This is a genomic window from Microbacterium sp. DT81.1 (genome assembly GCF_049844955.1).
Lineage (GTDB): Bacteria > Actinomycetota > Actinomycetes > Actinomycetales > Microbacteriaceae > Microbacterium.
The window spans coordinates 402,591-424,474 of record NZ_JBNCMA010000003.1; the positions used below are offsets into that span (position 1 = coordinate 402,591).

The 21,884-nt window shown below is 69.2% G+C and carries 22 protein-coding genes; 13 read left to right on the top strand and 9 right to left on the bottom strand.

Annotated elements, in window-relative coordinates:
- The first annotated feature begins 38 nt into the window (after positions 1-38).
- From ACLQ2Q_RS10445 to mutM, 6 genes are all read left to right on the top strand, one after another.
- Positions 39-2,198 carry an ATP-dependent DNA helicase RecG gene (locus ACLQ2Q_RS10445; RefSeq protein WP_425820375.1) on the top strand — a complete coding sequence of 720 codons (2,160 nt, stop codon included), beginning with the start codon at positions 39-41 and terminating at the stop codon, positions 2,196-2,198.
- A gap of 83 nt (positions 2,199-2,281) precedes the next feature.
- Positions 2,282-2,779, top strand: coding sequence for a pantetheine-phosphate adenylyltransferase (coaD, locus tag ACLQ2Q_RS10450; protein ID WP_425820376.1), 498 nt, complete (start codon positions 2,282-2,284; stop codon positions 2,777-2,779).
- 103 nt (positions 2,780-2,882) lie between these two features.
- Positions 2,883-3,347, top strand: a complete 465-nt coding sequence (locus tag ACLQ2Q_RS10455; RefSeq protein WP_425820581.1) for a YceD family protein — start codon at positions 2,883-2,885, stop codon at positions 3,345-3,347.
- A gap of 36 nt (positions 3,348-3,383) precedes the next feature.
- Positions 3,384-3,593, top strand: a complete 210-nt coding sequence (gene rpmF / locus ACLQ2Q_RS10460; RefSeq protein ID WP_425820377.1) for a 50S ribosomal protein L32 — start codon at positions 3,384-3,386, stop codon at positions 3,591-3,593.
- Between the two features lie 17 nt (positions 3,594-3,610).
- A complete protein-coding gene (rnc, locus tag ACLQ2Q_RS10465) occupies positions 3,611-4,300 on the top strand; it encodes a ribonuclease III (protein WP_425820378.1) in 690 nt (229 codons plus the stop codon).
- On the top strand, positions 4,293-5,219 hold the full coding sequence (gene mutM, locus ACLQ2Q_RS10470) for a bifunctional DNA-formamidopyrimidine glycosylase/DNA-(apurinic or apyrimidinic site) lyase (protein WP_425820379.1): 927 nt from the start codon (positions 4,293-4,295) through the stop codon (positions 5,217-5,219). Before rnc ends, mutM begins: the two co-directional genes overlap by 8 nt.
- Here mutM and ACLQ2Q_RS10475 read toward each other — a convergent pair whose 3' ends face one another.
- The 5 genes from ACLQ2Q_RS10475 to ACLQ2Q_RS10495 form a co-directional block, all read right to left on the bottom strand.
- Complete coding sequence (locus tag ACLQ2Q_RS10475; protein WP_425820380.1) at positions 5,220-5,420, bottom strand: hypothetical protein; 201 nt, start codon at positions 5,418-5,420, stop codon at positions 5,220-5,222.
- Between the two features lie 20 nt (positions 5,421-5,440).
- On the bottom strand, positions 5,441-5,821 hold the full coding sequence (locus tag ACLQ2Q_RS10480) for a hypothetical protein (RefSeq protein WP_425820381.1): 381 nt from the start codon (positions 5,819-5,821) through the stop codon (positions 5,441-5,443).
- Positions 5,814-6,911, bottom strand: a complete 1,098-nt coding sequence (locus ACLQ2Q_RS10485) for a GNAT family N-acetyltransferase (RefSeq protein ID WP_425820382.1) — start codon at positions 6,909-6,911, stop codon at positions 5,814-5,816. Before ACLQ2Q_RS10485 ends, ACLQ2Q_RS10480 begins: the two co-directional genes overlap by 8 nt.
- Positions 6,908-7,993 carry a GNAT family N-acetyltransferase gene (locus ACLQ2Q_RS10490; protein WP_425820383.1) on the bottom strand — a complete coding sequence of 362 codons (1,086 nt, stop codon included), beginning with the start codon at positions 7,991-7,993 and terminating at the stop codon, positions 6,908-6,910. The genes ACLQ2Q_RS10485 and ACLQ2Q_RS10490 overlap by 4 nt, the downstream gene beginning before the upstream one ends.
- A gap of 106 nt (positions 7,994-8,099) precedes the next feature.
- A complete protein-coding gene (locus ACLQ2Q_RS10495) occupies positions 8,100-8,369 on the bottom strand; it encodes a hypothetical protein (protein ID WP_425820384.1) in 270 nt (89 codons plus the stop codon).
- A gap of 474 nt (positions 8,370-8,843) precedes the next feature.
- Between ACLQ2Q_RS10495 and smc the strand changes: the two genes are divergently transcribed.
- From smc to ACLQ2Q_RS10515, 4 genes are all read left to right on the top strand, one after another.
- The gene (gene smc, locus ACLQ2Q_RS10500) at positions 8,844-12,371 is read left to right on the top strand and encodes a chromosome segregation protein SMC (protein WP_425820385.1); all 3,528 of its coding nucleotides are present in this window, start codon (positions 8,844-8,846) and stop codon (positions 12,369-12,371) included.
- 374 nt (positions 12,372-12,745) lie between these two features.
- On the top strand, positions 12,746-13,618 hold the full coding sequence (gene ftsY / locus ACLQ2Q_RS10505) for a signal recognition particle-docking protein FtsY (protein WP_425820386.1): 873 nt from the start codon (positions 12,746-12,748) through the stop codon (positions 13,616-13,618).
- A 90-nt stretch (positions 13,619-13,708) separates the two neighbouring features.
- Entirely contained in the window at positions 13,709-14,209 is a 501-nt protein-coding gene (locus tag ACLQ2Q_RS10510) for a DUF2004 domain-containing protein (RefSeq protein WP_425820387.1), read from the top strand.
- Positions 14,210-14,252: 43 nt separating this feature from the next.
- Positions 14,253-14,684, top strand: coding sequence for an MSMEG_6728 family protein (locus ACLQ2Q_RS10515; RefSeq protein WP_425820388.1), 432 nt, complete (start codon positions 14,253-14,255; stop codon positions 14,682-14,684).
- Between the two features lie 67 nt (positions 14,685-14,751).
- On the opposite strand, the gene lipA is transcribed toward ACLQ2Q_RS10515, so the two are convergent.
- Positions 14,752-15,714 carry a lipoyl synthase gene (lipA, locus tag ACLQ2Q_RS10520; protein WP_425820582.1) on the bottom strand — a complete coding sequence of 321 codons (963 nt, stop codon included), beginning with the start codon at positions 15,712-15,714 and terminating at the stop codon, positions 14,752-14,754.
- 104 nt (positions 15,715-15,818) lie between these two features.
- Positions 15,819-16,457 (bottom strand): lipoyl(octanoyl) transferase LipB, encoded by a 639-nt coding sequence (lipB, locus tag ACLQ2Q_RS10525; RefSeq protein WP_425820389.1) that lies wholly within the window; start codon positions 16,455-16,457, stop codon positions 15,819-15,821.
- An 87-nt stretch (positions 16,458-16,544) separates the two neighbouring features.
- Here lipB and ACLQ2Q_RS10530 point away from each other — a divergent pair, with 87 nt between their 5' ends.
- The 3 genes from ACLQ2Q_RS10530 (at position 16,545) to ACLQ2Q_RS10540 (ending at position 20,360) form a co-directional block, all read left to right on the top strand.
- A complete protein-coding gene (locus tag ACLQ2Q_RS10530) occupies positions 16,545-17,507 on the top strand; it encodes a TetR family transcriptional regulator (RefSeq protein WP_425820390.1) in 963 nt (320 codons plus the stop codon).
- Between the two features lie 95 nt (positions 17,508-17,602).
- Complete coding sequence (ffh, locus tag ACLQ2Q_RS10535) at positions 17,603-19,156, top strand: signal recognition particle protein (RefSeq protein ID WP_425820391.1); 1,554 nt, start codon at positions 17,603-17,605, stop codon at positions 19,154-19,156.
- Positions 19,157-19,517: 361 nt separating this feature from the next.
- Positions 19,518-20,360 carry an endonuclease domain-containing protein gene (locus tag ACLQ2Q_RS10540; RefSeq protein ID WP_425820392.1) on the top strand — a complete coding sequence of 281 codons (843 nt, stop codon included), beginning with the start codon at positions 19,518-19,520 and terminating at the stop codon, positions 20,358-20,360.
- Between the two features lie 146 nt (positions 20,361-20,506).
- Here the strand turns inward: ACLQ2Q_RS10540 and ACLQ2Q_RS10545 are convergent, their stop codons facing one another.
- On the bottom strand, positions 20,507-21,670 hold the full coding sequence (locus ACLQ2Q_RS10545) for a glutamate--cysteine ligase (protein WP_425820393.1): 1,164 nt from the start codon (positions 21,668-21,670) through the stop codon (positions 20,507-20,509).
- Positions 21,667-21,884: hypothetical protein (locus ACLQ2Q_RS10550; RefSeq protein WP_425820394.1), on the bottom strand; the 218-nt coding region annotated here is incomplete at its 5' end. The genes ACLQ2Q_RS10550 and ACLQ2Q_RS10545, both read right to left, overlap by 4 nt.

Consider the following 21,884-nt stretch of genomic DNA (forward strand, 5'->3'; position numbering starts at 1 on the left):
GCGGAGCGCGGGTCGGTGCCCCTGCCTAGACTCTTGGCATGTCGTTCACCCTCGAGTCGCGCCTGGACGGCATCGTGGGCGGCAAGACGGCGGGGGTGCTGACCCGCGCGTTCGGCATGAAGACCGTGGGCGATCTGCTCGTGCACTACCCCCGGCGCTACGCGCACCGTGGCGAGCTCACCCCGATCGGCTCGCTGCCTCCGGGCGAGACGGTGACGATCGTCGCCGAGGTCAAGCGGGTGAACGAACGGCGGATGCAGCAGCGCAAGGGCACGATCCTCGAAGTGATCATCAGCGACGGGAACGGCGAGATGTCGCTGACCTTCTTCGGCCAGAGCTGGCGCATGAAGGACCTGCGGCCCGGTCGTCGAGGCGTCTTCTCGGGCAAGGTCGGCGAGTACCGGGGCGGCAGGCAGTTCACGCATCCGGACTACGAGCTGTTCGATGACGAGGACGAGGCGCGCATGAACGCCGAGGCCTTCGCCAACCAGCCGATCCCCATCTACCCCGCGACGTCGACGGTCGCGAGCTGGCAGCTGCAGAAGATCGTCGCGATGGTGCTCGACGGCCTGGCCCCGATCGAGGACCCGCTGCCCGCTGACGTCCGCCGCACGCGCGGGCTCCTCTCCGCGAGCGATGCCGTCCAGCGCATCCACCGGCCCGACTTCGACGACCAGATCGGCCCCGCACGCCAGACGCTGCGCATGCACGAGGCGCTGGTGCTCCAGACCGCGCTGCTGCAGCAGCGGCAGTTCGTGCGCGCTCTCTCCGCCACGGCGCGACCGGCGGCGTCCGGTGGGCTGCTGGAGCGTTTCGATCGGGGGCTGCCTTGGGAGCTCACCCCCGACCAGTCGGAGGTGGGGAAGCGGATCGCCGCGGACCTGGTGGGCGCCTGGCCGATGAACAGGCTCGTGCAGGGCGAGGTCGGCTCGGGCAAGACCCTCGTGGCGGTGCGCGCGATGCTGCAGGTCGCCGATTCGGGCGGGCAGTCCGCGCTCATCGCGCCGACCGAGGTGCTCGCGGGGCAGCATCTGCGCACGATCGCCCGGATGCTGGGGCCGAAGCTCGCGCCGGAGCTCATACCGACGCTGCTCACCGGCCAGATGCCGGCCGCGGAGCGGCGAAAGGCGGCCCTGCGCGTCGCCTCGGGACAGGCTCTCATCGTCATCGGCACGCACGCGCTGCTGAGCGAGAGCACCACCTTCGCCGACCTGGGCCTCGTGGTCGTCGACGAGCAGCATCGGTTCGGCGTCGAGCAGCGGGAGACGCTCCGCGGCAAGGGGTCCAGCCCGCACGCCCTGGTCCTGACGGCCACGCCCATCCCTCGCACCGTGGCGATGACCGTGTTCGGCGACCTCGACGTCTCCACGATCCGCACGATGCCGCAGGGGCGAGCCGGCATCCAGAGCTTCGTGGCCCCCGTGGCCGAGAAGCCGGCGTGGTTCGGGCGGGTGTGGGAGCGAGCCGCCGAAGAGGTGTCGAAGGGACACCAGGTGTTCGTCGTCTGTCCGGCGATCGACGCCGACGCAGGCGCCAAGGATGCCGATGCCGAGGCGCCGCCGGTGGAGGGCGAGGCGCCGAAGGCGCACTGGGGCGTCGTCCAGGCCGCCGACGTGCTGTCGCGGCATCCGCTGTTCGGTGAGATCCGCGTCTCGACGCTGCACGGTCGCATGCCCTCGGACGAGAAGGATGCGGTCATGCAGGCCTTCGCCCGTGGCGAGATCGATGTGCTCGTCGCGACGACCGTGATCGAGGTCGGCGTCGATGTGCCCAATGCGTCGACGATGATCATCCTCGACGCCGACCGGTTCGGCGTCTCGCAGCTTCATCAGCTGCGCGGGCGGGTGGGACGCGGTGGTGTACCGGGTCTCTGCCTGCTTGTGACCGAAGCCGCGCCACGCACGCCGGCGCGGGCGAGGGTCGAGGCGGTCGCAGCGACCCTCGATGGCTTCGAGCTCGCCGAGGTCGACCTCGAGCTGCGGGGTGAGGGTGACGTGCTGGGTGACGCGCAGTCGGGCGCCCGTTCCTCCCTCCGCCTGCTGCGGGTGGTGAAGGATGCCGACATCATCGCCGATGCACGCGCGGTGGCCGAGGGGATCCTCGACGATGACCCCACGCTGTCGGCGCACCCGGGTCTGGCCGCCGCCATCGAGCGGCGGGTCGGCATGGAGGAACGAGCGGCCCTGGCCAAGAACTAGCCGCCCTTCGACGGGCTCAGGGACCGAATGGCCGGAAATCGCAGAAAGACCGGATCGGCGGTGATCGCAAATAGGCTGATTGCATGAGCAGCCGGATCGCCGTCGTACCTGGTTCCTTCGACCCCCCGACGCTCGGCCACCTGGATGTCATCCGCCGTGCGGCGACCCTCTACGACGAGCTGCACGTGCTGGTGGTGCACAATCCAGGCAAAGAGGCGATGCTGCCGATCTCCCAGCGCCTCGCGCTGCTCGAGCAGTCGATCGCCGAGAGCGACATCGACTCCACCGTCATCGTCGCCTCGTGGAGCGTGGGCCTGCTGGTCGACTACGCGACGGATGTCGGCGCCGGCGTGCTGGTGAAGGGCATCCGCTCGCAGGTCGATGTGGCGTACGAGACACCCATGGCCATCGTCAACCGCCATCTGGCACACGTCGAGACCGTCTTCCTTCTCCCCGATCCCGCGCACGCGCTGGTCTCCAGCTCGCTGGTCCGCCAGGTCGCAGGCCTCGGGGGAGACGTCTCGCCCTTCGTCCCTGCGCCGGTGGCGCGCTTCCTCGACAGCGGCGCACGCGAGGCCTGACGAGCTCCGCCTGACGCACCACGGGTAGGATTGTCCGGTGAGAACCCGGCGCCCGACCCCGTACATGATCAATGTGCGCGACATCGCACACCACCCCGGTGAGATGCGAGAGCACTCGCTCACCGTCGTACCCACCGAGCGCTGGGGCGAGGGACTCGTGGCCGTCGAGGACGGTCGGGAGATCGACCTCGACGTCCGGCTGGAGTCGGTGCACGAGGGCATCCTGGTGACCGGTGAAGCCGAGACCTTCTACGACGGCGTGTGCGGTCGTTGCCTCACGGCGATCACCCAGCCCGTCGAAGTCGAGATTCAGGAGCTTTTCACGTATCCTGGGAACGAGACATCTGACTACGAGGTTCAAGACGACCACGTGGATCTTGAAAATCTGGTCAGAGATGCGATCGTATTGTCGCTTCCGTTTCAGCCGGTATGTCAGCCGGATTGCCCCGGCCTCGACCCGGTCACGGGCGAGCGACTGGCAGAGAAGCCCGGTACAGAGCCACGCGAACCCATCGATCCACGCTGGGGCGCGCTCCAACAATTCACAGACGAGGGCCGCGGAGCGTAACGCCCCGCGTCCGAAGAACACAGAAGAGAGCTAGCCATGGCAGGTAACCCCCCGAAGCGGAAGGTCTCCCGCTCCAACACTCGTTCGCGTCGCGCTCAGTGGAAGGCGGCGCCCATCACGCTCACCAAGACCGTCGAGAACGGCGTCGTCGTCTACAGCCGTCCCCACCAGGCCAAGGTCGTCACCGACTCGCAGGGCACCGAGCTGTTCCTCGAGTACAAGGGCCGCAAGGTCGCCGACGTCTAACCGCCGGTTCACGAGCGGTGTCAAGCATTTCCGAGCGCACAGCGCTCTCCGAGAAGCTCGGGGTTGATATCGACCCCGAGCTTCTTTCGCTGGCGCTCACGCACCGTTCCTTCGCGTACGAGAACGGCGGCCTGCCGCACAACGAACGCCTCGAGTTCCTCGGCGATTCCGTGCTCGGCCAGGCGGTCACGGTCATGCTGTTCACCCGGCATCCGGAACTCGATGAGGGTGCGCTCGCCAAGCGCCGCTCCAGCGTCGTGTCGACACTCGCGCTGGCGGAGGTCGCGCGCACGATCGGCCTCGGCGAATATCTGATGCTCGGTCGCGGCGAAGAGCAGACCGGCGGACGCGACAAGGACTCGATCCTCGCGGACACCATGGAGGCCGTGATCGGGGCCACCTATCTCTCGGTGGGTCCCGAGGCGGCGACGGCGCTCGTGCTGAGGCTCACCGAGCCGCTGCTCGCGGACCCCGAGCGCTACGGCGCTGCGATGGACCCGAAGACGAGCCTTCAAGAACTCGCGGCCAGGGTCGGTGCCGCACCGCCCGTCTACTCCGTCGAGTCCACCGGCCCGGATCACGATCGGCTCTTCACCGCGACCGTCCGCGTCGGCGAGGTGCTCACTCAGGGCACCGGCAGCAGCAAGAAGTCGGCCGAGATGGCCGCGGCGCTTCGGGCATGGCACGAGCTCGGCGAGAGTGCCTGAACTCCCCGAAGTCGAGGTCGTGCGCGCGGGCCTCGCCCCTGCCGTGACCGGCGCCCTCATCACGGGCGTGCAGGCGTTCGATCCTCGCGCGCTGACGAGGTTCGCGGGATCATCCGCCGAGTTCGAGGCGGCACTCGATGGCCGGCGGATCGTCGGCGCGGCTCGACGAGGCAAGTTCCTGTGGATGCCGCTCGGCGGCCGCCCCGAAGCCGAAGAGGCTTCGCTGCCGCAGGGGCTCGTCGCGCACCTGGGCATGAGCGGGCAGCTGCTGCTTCGGGATCCGGGCGCTCCGCAGGAGCGCCACGAGCGCGTTCGCCTGACGATCGAGCATCCGTCCCACGGGGAGCTCGCCGTGGTCTTCGCCGATCAGCGCACCTTCGGGTCGCTCACCATCGACATCCTGGTGCCCACTCTCGACGGCGCCGCCGGCGGCCTCGGAACCGAGGAACCACTGGTGCCGAGCCAGGTCGCGCATATCGCCCGAGACCCGCTGGACCCCGCGTTCCTCGACACGAGGTTCCGCTCGCTCCTCCGACGAAAGGACTCGGCGATCAAGCGGGTGCTGCTCGATCAGAACGTGATCAGCGGGGTCGGCAACATCTACGCCGACGAGGCACTCTGGGCGGCGCGCATCCACCCGGAGACGCCGGCGCGCGCGCTGTCGACCCGCGCCGTCAACCGGCTGCTCGCCGAGGTGCGCGCGGTGCTGCACAAGGCCCTCGCGGAGGGGGGCACGAGTTTCGACGCCCAGTACGTGAACGTCAACGGTCAGGCGGGGTACTTCGCCCACAGCCTGAACGCCTACGGGCGAGGGGGTCAGCCGTGTCCCCGGTGCGGACGGCCGGTCGTGCGCGTGTCGTTCATGAACAGGTCGAGTCACTACTGTCCGTACTGCCAGCGGATGCCGCGCGCGGCCTGATCAGGCGAGGCGCTTCCGCCACTCGCCGGCGTGCAGCACCGGCGCGAAGCCCATCGCCTCGTAGATATCGAGCATGGGACGGTTCTCCTCGGCGTTGAAGGTCTCGATGCGCTCCGCCCCGGGAACGACCTCGAGCCATCGCAGCAGGGTCTCGCACTTCACCAGCAGCCCGAGCCGATGCCCGCGGTGCTCGCGGAGCACGGGTGTGTCGTTCTGGTGGGTCAGCGCGGGGGTGGACGTATCGACCGTGAGCGAGAGCTTCGAGGTGCGCGAGCATCGCCGAGCCGGTACCCCGGCCCCACCGTTCGTGTGCGACCCGGACGTTGAGGCCCGCGGTTGATCGCCCGGCTCGAGCGGGAGATCGACCGAGCCCGACGCCACAGCGGCACCGCCCAGGCCCCCAGGTGGAACAGCTGACGTCTGTCGGACTGCTCGCGCCAGAACGGCGGCGCCTGCTCGACGGTGAGCGAATGCTCGTCGTTTCCGCGGACGCGGCGCATATCGGCGTTCCGGAGCCCGATGAGCTGCGTCAGATCATCGGACTCCGGAGCCTCGCCGTCGGCGGGGATCCGTATCCGCGTGATCACCGTGGTTTCAGGCATCCATCACCTTCTTCCACGCCCCGGCGTAGGAGGCCGGTACAAATCCGAGCGCCTCGTTGATGTCGAGCATGGGGCGATTCTCCTCCGCGTTGAACGTCGAGACGCGTGGCGACTCGGGCACGAGGTCGCGCCAGCGGCGCAGATTCTCACCCTTGACGAGCATTCCGAGGCGGTGACCGCGATGCTCCTCGAGCACCAGGGTGCCGTACTGATGGGTCGGTCCGCTGTGGTCTGGGCCGATCACCAACTCGTTGTACGCGACGATCCGCCCCGACGGCACGTGCTGCGCCGCGGCGACGGAGATCGTCTGACCACCCTTGAGCAGCCGTTCGTCCCGGCGGGCGATGCGCGCCGCATCCCACGTCTCCTCGTCGAACACCATTGCGCCGCTCGGCACATCGGTCGCCATGCGGGAGATGACGTACGCGTACCCCTCGGCGTACTCGGCAGGCGTCGGCAGGTTCCAGGTCACCACGCGGTAATCGGCGCCGGCCTTCTCGCGCGCCTCGGCGAGAAGGCGATCGGCCTTCTCGAACGATCCGCGCAGGTCGAAGACGCTGTTGCGCTCCGTCTGCTCGAACGTGTAGCCGCGACGAAGGAACAGCTCCGTCTGGGGGTCCGTCGCCGGGATGCCGCCGAAGCCCGTCGGGGCCATGAGCTTCTCGCCGGTCGAGTCGCCGCGGTGCAGCGTCCAGGTGTGGGCGACCGAGCGTCCGCGTTCCGCCGCCACCCGCTCCACCGTGTCGAGCAGCGCGTCCCCGATGCCTTCGCCCCGATGACCCGGGTGCACGAATGCATCGAAGTCGAGTGTTCTGCCGCCCTCCTCCGTCGGGATCGTGATCGTCACCGCGCCGACGAGCTTCCTGCCGCTGTACGCGAGGTAGCCGAGCCGGGTGCTATCGGTCTGGTCCTGCCAGGACGGCAGGACCTCCGAGGGAAGGTGGTCGAAGTAGTCGTGGCCGGCCTCGTGCCGGCACACCAGGTTGTCGAGCTCGGCGAGCTCGACGAACGGACGCGCATCCGGCCCCTCCAGCGTCTCGGGCACGACGAGCGGGACGATGCGAAGCTCGGTCAACGTCGAGTTCGTCATGGCAGAACCTTCTTCCAGGCGCCGTTGTAGGCGATCGGAACGAAGCCGATGGCCTCGTTGATGTCGAGCATGGGGCGATTCTCTTCGGCGTTGTACGTGATGACGCGGGGAGATTCAGGGGCGACGTCCCGCCACGCGAGCAGGTTCTCGCATTTGACGAGCATTCCGAGCTTGTGACCGCGGTGCGCCTTCAGCACCAGGGTGTCCTCCTGGTGCGACGCCTCGGTCTTGTCCACGCCGACGACGAGCTCGTTGAATGCGCAGAGCTCACCCGTCTCGATGTGCTGGGCGGCGGTGACGTGCAGCGTGCGACCCGCCGAGGTGTACCGCGCGTCGTGGATGGCGATGCGCCCGGCATCCCAGGTCTCCTCGTCGAACTCGAGCGCTGCCGCCGGTGCGTCCGTGACCATGCGCGACTTCATCCACGCGTAGCCCTCGACGAACTCCGGTGGCGTCGGTGCGAACCACTGCACCACGCGATAGCCGGCGGATGCTGCGCGTGCGTGCTCGAGCAGCTTCTGCACTCCCTCGAACGACCCTCGCAGGTCGAACGCGCTGTTGCGCTCGATCTGCTCGAGCGTGAATCCGTTGGCGACGAACCACCGCGCGGCGTGGTCGTCCGCCGGGATGCTGCCGAACCCGGTCGGCGGCTCTAGGCGGCGCCCAGGCCCGTCCGGGTGCTCGGCCCATGACTGCAGCACGGAGCGGCCGTTCTCGCGCGCGACCTTCTCGACCAGTTGGAGCGCCGCCGTGCCGATCCCCTGTCCCCAGACATCCCGGAGCAGTTCGATCAGCACGAAGGCGACCTTCGAATCGTCCTCGATCGGCAGGTCGAGGCCCACGCGGCCGACGGGCCGGTCGTCGACCAGCACGAGCCAGGAGAGGCGTCGCTCGTAGTCGTTCGGCGAGTAGTGGGGGAGCAGCTCCGCGGCGGTGATGAAGTGGTCGTCATGCCCGGAGATATCCCGGTAGATGACGTTGCGCACGTCGACCATCGCGCGGAAGTCGGCGGCATCGTCGCCGTCGATGGTCGATGGAACGTTCAGCGGCCGGAACTCGAGTCCGGTGAGCGTGAGATTCATGGTGTTCTCTCTGTTGCGTCTGGGCGACGGCGGTGTCGGGGTGGGTGTGGCCACGTTGGTCCGGGGATGACCCGGGGTCGGATGAGGACCCCGGGTCACGCACCGGTCACGCGTGCACCGTGGACAGGAGGTTCCGCCGCAAGGCGGCCTGCTCGCGGGCGAGGCGGGCTCGCTCGTTGGCACGGCGCAGGTGGTGGGATTCGTGCGCGGCGTTCCGCTGAACGCTGCGCGTGCTCCGGAGCAGCAGCCACAGGCCGACGCGCAGGAAGACGCGGTCGGCGAGCGAAGGGCGTGCGCCGGTTGCCGGCAGAGCCGGGACGGTGAACTCGGACCTGTCTCGATTCGGAGATCGGACGGGCGACAAGGTGTCGTGCATGGTGGTCGTGTCTCTTTTCAGAAGAAGGGTTGGGTGGAGGTTCGCCTGGTGGCGATGTCGCACGCATGCCGAAGAGGCCACGCGCCGACGGGAGGGCGCTCGAAGGGGCGGCGGATCTCATCGATCGGAGTGATCGAGCGATCGGCGGCGGGACGTCCTGCCCGAGGGCAGAGTCCTCCCCGGCGGCGCCTAGCGGGCGGCGGGCGTGAAGGCGCCGAAGGAAACGGCCACCACGGAGCAAGCGACTCCGCCGAAGGGCGCGAGTGCAATCGGCGCAGTGCCGGACTTGTTGATGTGCATCATCATGGTGACCTCCTTTCGACTTCAGACGCGAAGAGTGACGTTAGCGCGCTCCAGATACCCACGTCAAGCGAATTCCCAGAAATGATCGACGCCCGGGCGTTGCGGCGACGGCGCGGCGGGTGCGGTCGGGTAGCGTATGGCTGTCAACGAGCATGGCCGGGAGGCGCGTTTATGCACCTGAAGAGCGTCACGCTCAAAGGGTTCAAGTCGTTCGCGCAGCCGACGACGTTCGCCTTCGAGCCCGGGGTCACCTGCATCGTCGGGCCGAACGGATCCGGAAAATCGAACGTAGTCGACGCTCTCGCCTGGGTGATGGGCGAGCAGGGGGCCAAGACGCTGCGTGGCGGCAAGATGGAAGACGTCATCTTCGCCGGAACGGCGACGCGGGGACCACTCGGCCGCGCCGAAGTGCAGCTCACGATCGACAACGCCGACGGCGCCCTGCCGATCGAGTACGCCGAGGTCACCATCAGCCGGACCCTGTTCCGCAATGGCGCCAGTGAGTACGCGATCAACGGGGACGTGTGCCGGCTGCTCGATGTGCAGGAGCTTCTGTCCGACTCGGGGCTCGGCCGCGAAATGCACGTCATCGTCGGTCAGGGACGGCTCGACACCGTGCTGCAGGCGTCGCCGGAGGACCGACGGGGGTTCATCGAAGAGGCCGCCGGCATCCTGAAGCACCGCCGCCGCAAGGAGAAGACCCTCCGCAAGCTGGAGGCGATGGAGACCAACCTCACGCGCCTCAGCGACCTCGCGGGAGAGATCCGCCGGCAGCTGAAGCCACTCGGCCGGCAGGCCGAGATCGCCCGAGAGGCGGCGACGATCGCGGCGATCGTGCGCGATGCGAAGGCACGCCTGCTCGCCGACGAGGTCGTCGCGCTGCGTGCGGCTCTGGCGGATCACGCGCGCTCCGAACGGGAGCGGCACACCGAGCGGATGGTCCTGCAGGATCAGTCGGCGAACCTGCGGGCGCGCATCGAGGGACTCGAGCGGGAGCAGGGGTCCGAGGTCGTCGACGAGGCACGGCGGGTGTCGTTCGCGCTGGAGCAGGTGCAGGAGCGTCTGCGCGGCCTGTTCACCCTCGCGAATCAGCGGCTCGCGCTGCTGGGAGCCGACGACGAGGCCGTCGGCAGCGGTGTGACCGTCACCCAGGCGATGATCGACGAGGCGCGCGCAGAGATCCAGCTGATCTCCCAGGGGCTCGGCGACGCCCACGACGCCGCACTTGCCGCATCCAGGGAGGTCGTCCGCGCACGCGCCGAACTCGATGCGCTGGACACCGACATCGCCGCGCAGAGCGCTCTGGTGTCGGCGCATGACATGCGCCTCACGGCACTGCGCGGCCGAGCCGAGGCTGCGGCATCCGCTCTCGCTGCCGTTCGGGGCGGCGTACTTCGACAGCAGAACGCGCTGGATGCCGCGAACGCGCGCCGCGCCGAAGCCGAGCAGGCGCTGGCGGGGCTCGACCCGTCGCTCGCACCCGAAGGGTCGGCCGCAGAGCACGCGGCGGCGTACGAAGCCGCGCAGCGGGAGGTCGGCACCACCGAGGCGGACGTCGAAGCGCTGCGCGAACGCCTGCACGCCGCGGAGCGCGAGGCCGACGCCCTGACCGCGAAGGGGGCTGCGCTCGGCAGCGCCCTCGACATCACGAACGGTGCCGCGGCGCTCGTCGCGGCCGGCGGGCCGGGTATCCGGGGCATCGTCGGCGACGCGGTGCAGGTGACGGCGGGGTACGAGGCGGCGATCGCGGCCGTTCTCGGCTCGTTTGCCGAGGGGCTGCTCGTCGAGACACGGGAGGACGCCCTGCGCGTCGCCGGCGACGCCCGCGACGGGAACATGGGTGTCGTCGACATGGTGATCGCGGAGGCCGGCGCCATGCGCCCCGGATTCCCGGACATTCCGGGGATCGTCGCGGCACGCGATGTCGTTCGGGGACCCGAGGGGCTGCTCGGTGTGCTGTCCTTCGTCGCGGTCGCCGACGACCTCGAGACGGCCGCCGGTGCCGCCCCGGCGTTGACCGATGCCGGCCTCGGCGGTCCGGTGACGCTGGTGACGCGGGCCGGCGAGGTGTACACCGAGCACACGCTGCGGGCGGGGTTGGGTGGAGAGCGCTCGCGCCTCGAACTCGTCGCGGAGCGGGAAGCCGCATACGAGCGCCTCGCGGAGGTCCGGGTCATCGTCGATTCGCTGCGAGAGGCTCGTGGAGACCGCGTGCGCGACCTCGAGACGGCTCGGCAGCGGGCGAAGGCCGCGCTGACGACGTTGCGAGAGCACGACGCCGCACTCGCCGCCCATGCTGAGCAGGTGAACCGCGTGACCGTGCGGCACGAGGCGGTTCTCGCCGAGTGCGAGCGGCTGGCCGCCGGGCTCGCGCAGGCGCAGGGTGCAGTGGCGGATGCCGAAGGCGCGGCGCGCGCGGCCTCCGCTGAACTGAACACCGCGCTCGAAGCGCCACGACCGATGCTCGACGCATCGGCGCGAGATGAGATGCTCGCCGCGCTCGACGCAGCACGCGAAGGCGAGATGCGGGCCCGGCTCGACGTCGAGACGCTGCGGGAGCGCGTTCGGGCCGGCGATGCGCGGGCGACAGGGCTCGAGCGCCAGCGGGAACGCGAGCGGGAGGCCGCCGCTCAGGCGGCGCGGCGCGCCGTGATCCGCCGGGCGCAGAGGGATGCGGCGGCCGGCGTCGTGGCGGAGCTTCCTCACCTCCTCGATTCGGTGGACCGATCGGTCGCCGAGGCTCGGCTTGCGCTGAGGACCGCCGAGTCCGAGCGGTCCGCCGTGACCGCCGAGCTCACGGAGCTCCGCGGGCAGGAAGCTGGGATGCGGGAGCGACTCGCGGGGCTCACCGAGAGCGTGCACGGCCTCGAGCTGCAGATCCACGAGAAGCGACTGCATGTGCACGGGCTGCTCGAACGCGTCGGCTCCGAGCTGGGTCTCGACGAAGATATTCTTGTTTCGGAATATGGACCGGATCAGGAGGTTCCTCGCGATGGTGTCGAAGAGGGCGACGGTCACCCGGCATCCGTCCCGTTCGATCGCCGCATGCAGCAGCGCCGACTGCAGGACGCCGAGCGGAAGCTCGGCCAACTCGGCCGGGTGAATCCGCTGGCGCTCGAGGAGTACGCCGCTCTGGAGCAGAGGCACGCCTTCCTCACCGAGCAGCTCGCCGATCTCACGCAGACCCGCAAGGACCTGATGACGATCATCGGGGAGCTCGACGAGAGGATGCAGATCATCTTCTCGGCGGCCTTCGAAGACACGAAGGCCGCCTTCGCCGAAGTCTTCCCGGTGCTGTTCCCCGGTGGAACGGGCAGCATCTCGCTGACCGATCCCGAGAACATGCTGACGACGGGCATCGAGGTCTCGGTGCGACCGGTCGGGAAGAAGATCGAGCGGCTTTCGCTGCTCTCCGGAGGCGAGCGATCGCTGGCCGCGGTCGCACTGCTCACGGCGATCTTCAAGGCCCGTCCGAGCCCCTTCTACATCCTCGACGAGGTGGAGGCGGCGCTCGATGACGCGAACCTGGGCCGGCTGCTCGGGGTGTTCGAGCAGCTCCGCGAGAGCAGCCAGCTCATCGTCATCACGCACCAGAAGCGCACGATGGAGATCGCCGACGCGCTCTACGGTGTCTCGATGCGCCAGGACGGCGTCTCGGCCGTCGTCGGCCAGCGCGTCGGCGACCGCGTACCGGTCTGACGCCCGATCCTCACGGGATCCCCCGGTCGTTGAGCGAGCGCAGCGAGACGAAGCCTCCGCCACCCGATGCATGGGTGCGCTCGCGCTGCACTTCTCTGAACGCGCGCCATCAATAGGTGCAGCCTCTGCAGGAAACTGCCGCGCGACAGGCGGGTGCCGCATGCACTGATCCCCGGTCGTTCACGGCCCTTCGTCTCGCTTCGCCCGCTCAGGGACCGGGGGAGGAGGCGCTCGCTCAGGGACCGGGGGAGGAGGCGCTGGCTCAGGACCGGGGGAGGAGGCGCTCGCTCAGGGGCCGGGGAGGAGGCGCTCGCTCAGGAGCCGGGGGACGGCGGGGAGGGCGGCGGCCGCGGGGCGCCCCGTAGGCTGGAGGCATGGCGGAGAACTCCTGGTCGCTCGGCCGCGCACTGCGCGGCATGTTCGTCAAACCCACCATCGACGAGACGACCTGGGATGACCTCGAGACCGCGCTGATCACCGCCGACTTCGGGCCCGACATCACCGAGCGGATCGTGGACGAGCTCCGCGAGAAGGTCGAGCGCTACCGCACGACCGACCCCAAAGACCTGCGGCGCATGCTGAAGGAGACGCTCGAGGAGCACTTCGCGAAGTTCGACACGACGCTGCGGCTCACCGAGCGACCGGCCGTTGTGCTGGTCGTCGGCGTGAACGGCGTCGGCAAGACCACGACGATCGGCAAGTTCGCGAAGTTCCTGCAGCGCTATGGGCGCACGGTGGTGGTCGGCGCAGCCGACACGTTCCGGGCGGCGGCCGTGGACCAGCTCGCGACCTGGGCCGAACGAGGGGGAGCGGCGATCGTCCGCCCGCAGCAGGAGGGCCAGGACCCGGCATCCGTCGCCTTCCAGACCATCGAGTATGCCAAGCGCACCGCCACCGAGATCGTGCTCGTCGACACCGCCGGCCGCCTGCACACCAAGGGCGGGCTGATGGACGAGCTGACCAAGATCCGCCGGGTGATCGAGAAGCAGGCGCCGATCAGCGAGGTGCTGCTCGTGCTCGACGCCACCACGGGCCAGAACGGCGTCATGCAGGCCCAGGCCTTCCTCGAGCACGCGGGGGTCACCGGCCTCGTGATCACGAAGCTCGACGGATCCGCGAAGGGCGGGTTCGTGCTGGCCGTGCAGGAGCGCACCGGCATCCCCGTCAAGCTCCTCGGCCAGGGCGAGGGAATCGGCGACCTCACCGGTTTCACGCCGCACGTCTTCGCGGCATCCCTGGTCGAATGATCCCGGTTATGCGCGTATCCGTGGTCATTCTCCGCGTGTCGAAGTCCGTTCGGGCTACCGCCCACGCCTACACCCTGGTTTCATAGCCGTATGGCGATCGAGCACGATTTCTTCGGGCTTCTGGAGTCCGGACCGGACGGGTCGATCTTCTGGTCGGAGAACGTCGATCTCGGCGACCAGTCGGTCACCGTCGATCTGACCGCGCCCGATCAGGACGACGTGTCCGAAGACGCTCTGGATGTCGCGGCCGCCATGGTCTCATCCCTCGAGGCCATCGATTCAACGGCCCGTGACGCGATGCTCGCCGAGACCGACGACCGCACCAGCGAGGTGACGGAGTACATCCTGCAGCAGCAGGCGACCCTCGGCGACGAGCTCGAGGAGCTGCTGCTGGACAACAGCGGCGACATCAGCGTGGACATCATCCGCTCGCTGCAGCTGATGAGCATGACGATCCTCGCCGACGAACACGGCGGCAACGATCCGTTCGCCGTGCTGGAGTATGCGCTGGACCCGGATGCGACGGACGACGTGCTGCTGGTCAACCTGGCCTCCGACGGCTCGGTGCAGTCTGTCACCAGCGCCGACTGAAGCCGCTGTACAGGTTCAGGGACCCGAGAACGGTACGCGCGCGATGCAGACGTTCCTGCCGTACCCCTCGTTCGCGCGCTCCGCTGAGGTGCTCGACCCCGTGCGGCTCGGCAAGCAGCGCGTCGAGACCTTGCAGCTCCTGCGGGCGAACACCATCCCGACGTATGGGTGGCGGCACCATCCGGCGGCGAAGATGTGGGGCGGATATCTCCCGGCGCTCGTGTCGTATGGGCTGGCGATGACGGATGCCTGGACGGCGCTCGGACGGGCTGACACCGTGCGACCGCAGCTGCTGGAGTTCGCCCCGGAGGTCGATGGCGTGCCGCAGGATGAGCTCGAGATGCCGCCGTGGCTCGGCGATCCGGACTTCCACCTCGCGCACCGCTCCAACCTGCTGCGCAAGGATCGCGAGTTCTACGGCCCGAAGTTCGGAGACATCGCCGACGACCTGCCGTACATCTGGCCCCTGCCCTGACCCTTGACAGGCTCAGGGACCACGCTTCGAGGGGCTCAGCCACCGCGGCTCGAGGATCCGCCGTACGTCACACCGCCTGCGCGAACCCCAGGTCGGCGCTCTCAGCGATGTGCGCCAAGTGCGGCGGGATCTCCCGTCCCTTCGACAGCATCGACTGCGCCCACAGACGGCCCGCGCGGTAGGACGACCGCACGAGGGGTCCCGCGAGCACCCCGAGGAACCCGATCCGCTCCGCCTCCTCCTTGAATCCCACGAACTCGTCCGGCTTCACCCAGCGCGCCACCGGCAGGTGCCGCGGCGTGGGTCGCAGGTACTGCGTGATCGTGATGATGTCCGTACCGGCGTCATGCAGGTCCTGCAGCGCTTGCACGACCTCTTCGGGCTCTTCGCCCATGCCCAGGATGAGGTTGGACTTCGTGATCAGCCCGAAGTCGCGTGCCTGCGTGAGGACATCGAGCGACCGCTCGTACCGGAACGCCGGCCGGATGCGCTTGAAGATGCGGGGCACCGTCTCCACGTTGTGGGCGAAGACCTCCGGTCGCGACTCGAACACCTCGCGCAGCAGCGTCGGGTTGCCGGAGAAGTCGGTCGCGAGGATCTCCACGCCGGTCGCGGGGTTCTCGGCGTGGATGCGCCGCACCGTCTCGGCGTGCAGCCACGCGCCCTCGTCGGGCAGGTCGTCACGGGCCACACCGGTCACGGTCGCGTAGCGCAGGTTCATCCGCTGGACGCTCTCGGCGACGCGCCGGGGCTCGTCGATGTCGTAGTCGGCCGGCTTGCCCGTGTCGATCTGACAGAAGTCGCAGCGGCGTGTGCACTGGGATCCGCCGATGAGGAAGGTCGCCTCGCGGTCCTCCCAGCACTCGAAGATGTTGGGGCAGCCTGCTTCCTGGCACACCGTGTGCAGACCTTCGTCTTTGACGAGATGCTGCAGCTGCGTGTACTCCGGGCCCATCTTGGCCTTCGTGCGGATCCATTCGGGCTTGCGCTCGATCGGGGTCTCGGCGTTGCGGATCTCGAGCCGCAGCAGCTTGCGACCCGCAGGAGCCGTGGCAGCGTTCGCGCCCGAAGCGCCGGCGCGATCGTGCGCCGACCCGGAGTCGTGCGCGGACCCGCCCGCCGGCCCGCAGTCGCTCACGCGGGCACCCCCGCGTACTCGGCCTCGAACACGCGGAGCACCGAGTCGAGGATGCCGGCGGGGGAGACATCCGCCCCCACCACCTCGCTCACCGTCGTGACGCCGGCATCGGTGATGCCGCACGGGATGATGCCGCGGAACCCCGCGAGCGAGTTGTTGCAGTTGACCGCGAAGCCGTGCATGGTCACGCCGTTCTGCACCCGCACCCCGATGGCGGCGACCTTGTCCTCGGACAGCGGGCGCCGCACCCACACGCCGCTCCGGCCCTCGACCCGGTATCCGTCCACGCCGCGATCGCGCAGCGCGTCGATGAGCAGCCCCTCGAGGCGGCGGACGTGGGCGACGACATCCATCGGCTCGGGCAGTCGCACGATCGGATACCCGACCAGCTGACCGGGCCCGTGCCACGTGATCTTCCCACCGCGGTCGACGTCGATCACCGGGGTGCCGTCGGCCGGGCGCTCCTGGGGTTCGGTGCGCTTGCCGGCGGTGTACACCGCCTCGTGCTCGAGCACGATCAGCGTGTCGGCGCGTTCCCCGGATACCACGCCGGAGTGGATGCGCCTCTGCAGCTCCCACCCCTCGAGGTACGGCACATAGGCGGGGGACATCCCCGCGTTGACGATGTCGAGCATGCGCGTCCTCGTTCCTCGTGGGTGTTCTTGGATCGAGTGCAACAATACGCCCGTTGCGCCTCACAGGCGTGCACCTAAGGTGGTTGCATGACGGTCGATCCCAAGGCCGGTCGCCCCCGCGCCTCTTCCCGCGAGACGCTCGCCGAGGCCGCGTGCGAGCTCTTCCTCGAGCAGGGGTACGAGGCGACATCCATCGCGGAGATCGCCACGCGGGCGGGCGTGAGCCGTTCGAGCTTCTTCAATTACTTCTCGTCGAAGGGGGACATCCTCTGGGCGGCCTTCGACGAGCGAGCGGATGCCGCGATAGCCGCACTCGCGGTCGGCGACGCCTCGACCCGGTACATCCTCACGGCGATCGCCGACGACTTCGCGCCCGACAGCCTTGCGCTGGCCGTCGCGAACGCCGACGTCATGGGCCTCGATGACGAGCTCCAGCGCGAAAGGGCGATGCGGCAGGCGAGACTCGCCCGGGCCGTCGCCGACCGCGCGCAGCGCGACGGCGTGGCGCGCCTGCGCGCCGAGGTGGGGGGCGCGGCCGCGGCCGGGGCCGTGCTCGCCGCCGTGTGGGAGTGGGCGCTCGCCGGCGCCGGTCGTGCGGACCTCGCACCTCTTGTGGCGGAGGCGCTCGACGCGGCGCCGCTTGGCGCAGCGGGATCCGTGCGTCAGCTGCGCGTGGTGGTGCAGGCGCCCGATTTCGACACAACCCTCGCGTTCTACCGCGACGTGCTGGGAATGGTCGAGGCCGAGGCCTATGAAGAGGAGGGCGGGGCGCGCGTCGCCATCCTCGACGCGGGGCGCGCGACCCTCGAGCTGGCAAACCCGGCTCAGGTCGCGTTCATCGACCGCGTCGAGACGGACGGCGTGGCGAGCGATCGCATCCGCGTGGCTCTCGAGGTGGGGGACACCGCGGGAGTGGCCGAGCGGCTGGTCGCAGGCGGAGCCGTCATCGAGGCATCCGCTCGCGAGACGCCGTGGCGGTCGCTGAACGCCCGGCTGCGAGGCCCCGCCGACCTGCAGCTGACGCTCTTCCAGGAGCTCGGGCCGGCCTGAGGCCCGGTGCGCCTGCAGAAACCCGTGCCGCCGGGGCGTGGCGCCGCCCGGCGGCGCCGTGCCGCGGCATCCGCTCGCGTAAACTTGGATCCACCATGGCTACCTTCGGCACCCTCTCCGACCGGCTCACCGAGACGTTCCGCAACCTCCGCAAGAAGGGGCAGCTCACCCCCGCCGACGTGGACGGCACGGTCCGCGAGATCCGCCGAGCGCTGCTCGATGCCGACGTCGCGCTTCCGGTCGTCAAGGAGTTCACCGCCAAGGTGCGTGAACGCGCGCTGGGCGACGAGGTGAACAGAGCCCTCAACCCCGCACAGCAGGTCGTTCAGATCGTCAACGAGGAGCTCGTCGCCATTCTCGGCGGCCAGCAGCGCCGCCTGCAGTTCGCCAAGAACCCGCCGACCGTCATCATGCTCGCGGGACTGCAGGGATCCGGCAAGACGACCTTCGCCGGCAAGCTCGCGAAGATGCTCGAGAAGGACGGCCACACGCCGATCCTCGTCGCGGCGGATCTCCAGCGCCCGAACGCCGTGAACCAGCTGCAGGTCGTGGCCGCCCAGGCCGGTGCGGCGATCTACGCGCCGGAGCCGGGCAACGGCGTCGGGGATCCGGTGCTCGTGGCGCGCGACGGCGTCGCGTACGCGACCCGCCAGCAGCACGACGTCGTCATCATCGACACGGCCGGCCGGCTCGGCGTCGACGCCGAGCTGATGAAGCAGGCATCCGACATCCGCCGCGTCACGAACCCCGACGAGGTGCTGTTCGTCATCGACGCGATGATCGGTCAGGATGCCGTCAACACGGCGAAGGCGTTCCAGGAGGGCGTCGATTTCACCGGCGTCGTGCTCTCCAAGCTCGACGGCGACGCCCGCGGTGGTGCGGCACTGTCGGTCGCTTCGGTCACCGGACGTCCGATCATCTTCGCGTCGACGGGTGAGGGACTCGATGACCTCGAGCCCTTTTACCCCGACCGCATGGCCTCCCGCATCCTGGACCTCGGCGACATCCTCACCCTCATCGAGCAGGCGCAGTCCGCGTTCGATGAGGAGGAGGCCCGCAAGGTCGCGGAGAAGTTCGCGACCGACAGCTTCACGCTGGAGGACTTCCTCGAGCAGATGCAGCAGCTCAAGAAGATGGGCTCGATGAAGAAGATGCTCGGCATGCTGCCGGGCATGGGCCAGATGAAGCAGCAGCTCGAGGACTTCGACGAGAAGGAGATCGACCGCACCGAGGCGATCATCCGCTCGATGACCCCGGGGGAGCGACGCAACCCCAAGGTGCTCAACGGCTCGCGGCGCCTGCGCATCGCGCGCGGCTCCGGGATGACGGTGACAGACGTCAACGGGCTGGTGCAGCGCTTCGACCAGGCCGCGAAGATGATGAAGACGGTCGCGAAGGGCGGCGTGCCGCAGATCCCCGGCATGGGCCCCATGCCCGGCGCGCACGGCGGCGGCAAGCGGAACAAGCAGGCTCCGAAGCAGGTGGGTTCGCGCTCGGGCAATCCCGCGAAGCGCGCGGCCGAGAACGCCGGCCTCGCCGCGGCACCGGTCGCCCCGACCGGCTCGGGCTTCGGGCTCGGCGCCAAGGGCACGGGGGCACCCAGCGAGGCCGACCTCGCGGAGATCCAGAAGCTCTTCGGCAAGGGCTGAGTGCTTCGCTCGGCTCGGGCCGCTGGCTTCGGATCAGGCGGGATACGAGTCCATCGGCCTGATCCGGCGCTCAACACCTAATCTCGTGCACAGCACCCGCACGAGTCCGGACGGCAACCCTCGAGCGTGACGCGTGCGCCGGATCAGGAGTTATGCACCGGATCAGGTGGATATCCGCCGAATGGGCCTGAATCGGCGCACATTGCCTGAGGTCGTGCACGGCGGTGATGTGTAATCGGCGTCTCCTCCACAGCGGGGACGAGCAATCGGCGCCTCCTCCACAGCGGGGATGAGCCGCATCGTCGGCACGCACTCTCGCGGTGTGCGCTTGGGGTCGGGATATGGCCAGCAGGCTTGTCGGATGGCACGGGCGAAGGCTGTTCGGGAGTGGGTGACCGCACGGGGTGGTCTCGCGCACGGGGCGGAAGCGCGGGATGCCGGTTTCTCACGCCGCGACATCGATGAGGCAGTCGGTGCCGATCTCCTGCGCCGGGTGCGCCGGGTGTGGCTCGTCGCCCCGTCGGTCGATCGGGGTCGGCTGCTCGCCGTCTCGTGCGGCGGCCGATTGACGTGCGTGAGCGCGGCCAAGCGGGCGGGACTGTGGGTACCGAGCGGCACCGCCGTGCACGTTTCCGTAGCGCCGAACGCCTCACGCTTCACGAAGGCGGATGCCATCATCCACTGGTCTTCGCCTCCCGTGCCGGTGCGTCCCCGCACCGCTGAGCAGCCGTTGATCAATGCCCTCTTCCACACCGCGCAGTGTTTGCCGCGACTGGACGCCCTCACCGTATGGGAATCGGCCCTCAACAAGGGGCTTGTCACGAGCGGCGCTCTTACCCGTGTCGGTTGGAGAAGCAGTGCGGCGCGGCAACTGGCGGAAGCCGCGTCCGCGCTCTCCGACTCAGGACTGGAGACCCATATGGCGACGCGGCTCGCACCATTCGGCGTCGCGGTACGTCAGCAGGTCTGGGTCGACGGGCATCCGCTCGACCTCCTCGTCGGCGATCGACTCGCGATCCAGATCGACGGCGCCCACCACCTCGAGCAGGTTCAGCGGCGTCAGGACATCCGCGGGGACGCGAGACTTGTCCTGATGGGCTATACGGTGCTGCGGTTCGACTACGCGCAGGTGCTCTTCGACTGGGAGTACGTCGAAGCAACGGTGCTCACGGCGATCGCGCAAGGTCGCCACCGCGCCGCATGACCTCGTCGAGCGTCAGCTCAGGCCAGTGGCTCGAGATCAGGACGCTTCCGGAAGAATCAGCCTGTTCTGGTGCACATCTCCTGACGCGACGCACAGACCGCGCGACCGCGCACCGGCGCCCCGCGGCGCACCGGCGCCCCGCGGCGCTACTCGGCGAGGGAGGCCAGGTGGTCGCGGAGCGTCGGACCAGAGCGGAACTCGCGGATGAGGTGACGCACGACCTCCCGCAGATCGCCGTCCGCGGCATCCGCCACCCGCACCTGCCGGGCGTAGCTCGCGCCTTCGGCGAGGATCGTCTCCGTCCCCGCGAACTCGCGGGCGCACTTGAGCTGCACCGCGATCGGGGCGAGGCGCTCCATCGTCTCGCGGATGTGGTCCGTCACCATCACCTCACGCCCTGAGGGGTCGATGATGATCCGCGCATCCAGCCCATACCGGGCCGCGCGCCACTTGTTCTCGCGCACGAACCACGGCTGCAGGGACGTCAGCTCGCGTCCTTCGTCGAGCTCGCGGCTGAAGTGCTCCACGAGCACCTGCACGAGCGAGGCGACCGCGGCGAGCTCGGGCAGGGTCGACATCCCGTCGCACGCACGCACCTCGATGGTGCCCCAACGAGGCGCCGGGCGGATGTCCCAGCGCACCTCGGATGCGTCGGCCATCACCCCGGTGCGGACCATGTCGTCGAGGTACCCCTCGAACTCCGACCACGACTGCAGAGGCCACGGCAGACCCGCCGTCGGCAGCTGCTGGAAGACGAGCGCCCGGTTCGACGCGTAGCCGGTGCGCTCCCCGGCCCAGAAGGGGCTCGCCGCAGAGAGTGCCTGCAGATGGGGGAGATACACGGCGAGGGCGTTGATGATCGGGAACACCTTGTTGACGTCGTCGACGCCGACATGCACGTGGATGCCCCAGATCATCATGTTGCGGCCCCACCACTGGGTCCGCTCGATCAGCTTGTGGTACCTCGTCTTGTCGGTGACGGACTGCTCGTACCACTGCGCGAAGGGATGACTCCCGGCGCAGAGCAGCTCGACGCCGATCGGATTCGTCGCGGTGCGCACGGCCGCGATCGCGTCGGCGATGTCGTCTACGGCCGCGGCGACCGTGTCGCCGATCCCGCTCGTCACCTCGACCGTGTTGGTGAGCAGCTCGCCGGTGATCGTGTGGCGCTCGAGTTCCGAGGACGCCTCCAGTGCTTCCAGGATGTCGGGAGCCCGGCCCACCAGGTCGCCCGTCTCGCCGTCGGCCAACATGATCTCCCACTCGATTCCGACTGTCGAGCGGGCGGATGTCGCGAAGGGCACCGTCATCCGCTCATCTTGGCACGCGGTGTCCGGCGTACCGTCCGGTTGACGGCGTGCGCCGGGATGTGCGACGCCTCGTCTCCCCAGGGCCGGGTGTTCGCGGGCTGGTTCGCGGTATGGAAGGGCCGGGTGTTCGCGGGCTGGTCCGCGGTATGGAAGGGCCGGGTGTTCGCGGGCTGGTCCGCGGTATGGAAGGGCCGGGTGTTCGCGGGCTGGTCCG

Bases quoted from the DNA above. Each gene is read 5' to 3' on its own strand.
- ACLQ2Q_RS10445 (WP_425820375.1), top strand. From the start codon at position 39: ATGTCGTTCACCCTCGAGTCGCGCCTGGACGGCATCGTGGGCGGCAAG.
- coaD (WP_425820376.1), top strand. From the start codon at position 2,282: ATGAGCAGCCGGATCGCCGTCGTACCTGGTTCCTTCGACCCCCCGACG.
- ACLQ2Q_RS10455 (WP_425820581.1), top strand. From the start codon at position 2,883: ATGCGAGAGCACTCGCTCACCGTCGTACCCACCGAGCGCTGGGGCGAG.
- rpmF (WP_425820377.1), top strand. From the start codon at position 3,384: ATGGCAGGTAACCCCCCGAAGCGGAAGGTCTCCCGCTCCAACACTCGT.
- ACLQ2Q_RS10480 (WP_425820381.1), bottom strand. From the start codon at position 5,821: ATGCCTGAAACCACGGTGATCACGCGGATACGGATCCCCGCCGACGGC.
- ACLQ2Q_RS10485 (WP_425820382.1), bottom strand. From the start codon at position 6,911: ATGACGAACTCGACGTTGACCGAGCTTCGCATCGTCCCGCTCGTCGTG.
- ACLQ2Q_RS10490 (WP_425820383.1), bottom strand. From the start codon at position 7,993: ATGAATCTCACGCTCACCGGACTCGAGTTCCGGCCGCTGAACGTTCCA.
- ACLQ2Q_RS10495 (WP_425820384.1), bottom strand. From the start codon at position 8,369: ATGCACGACACCTTGTCGCCCGTCCGATCTCCGAATCGAGACAGGTCC.
- smc (WP_425820385.1), top strand. From the start codon at position 8,844: ATGCACCTGAAGAGCGTCACGCTCAAAGGGTTCAAGTCGTTCGCGCAG.
- ftsY (WP_425820386.1), top strand. From the start codon at position 12,746: ATGGCGGAGAACTCCTGGTCGCTCGGCCGCGCACTGCGCGGCATGTTC.
- ACLQ2Q_RS10510 (WP_425820387.1), top strand. From the start codon at position 13,709: ATGGCGATCGAGCACGATTTCTTCGGGCTTCTGGAGTCCGGACCGGAC.
- ACLQ2Q_RS10515 (WP_425820388.1), top strand. From the start codon at position 14,253: ATGCAGACGTTCCTGCCGTACCCCTCGTTCGCGCGCTCCGCTGAGGTG.
- lipB (WP_425820389.1), bottom strand. From the start codon at position 16,457: ATGCTCGACATCGTCAACGCGGGGATGTCCCCCGCCTATGTGCCGTAC.
- ACLQ2Q_RS10530 (WP_425820390.1), top strand. From the start codon at position 16,545: ATGACGGTCGATCCCAAGGCCGGTCGCCCCCGCGCCTCTTCCCGCGAG.
- ffh (WP_425820391.1), top strand. From the start codon at position 17,603: ATGGCTACCTTCGGCACCCTCTCCGACCGGCTCACCGAGACGTTCCGC.
- ACLQ2Q_RS10540 (WP_425820392.1), top strand. From the start codon at position 19,518: ATGGCACGGGCGAAGGCTGTTCGGGAGTGGGTGACCGCACGGGGTGGT.
- ACLQ2Q_RS10545 (WP_425820393.1), bottom strand. From the start codon at position 21,670: ATGACGGTGCCCTTCGCGACATCCGCCCGCTCGACAGTCGGAATCGAG.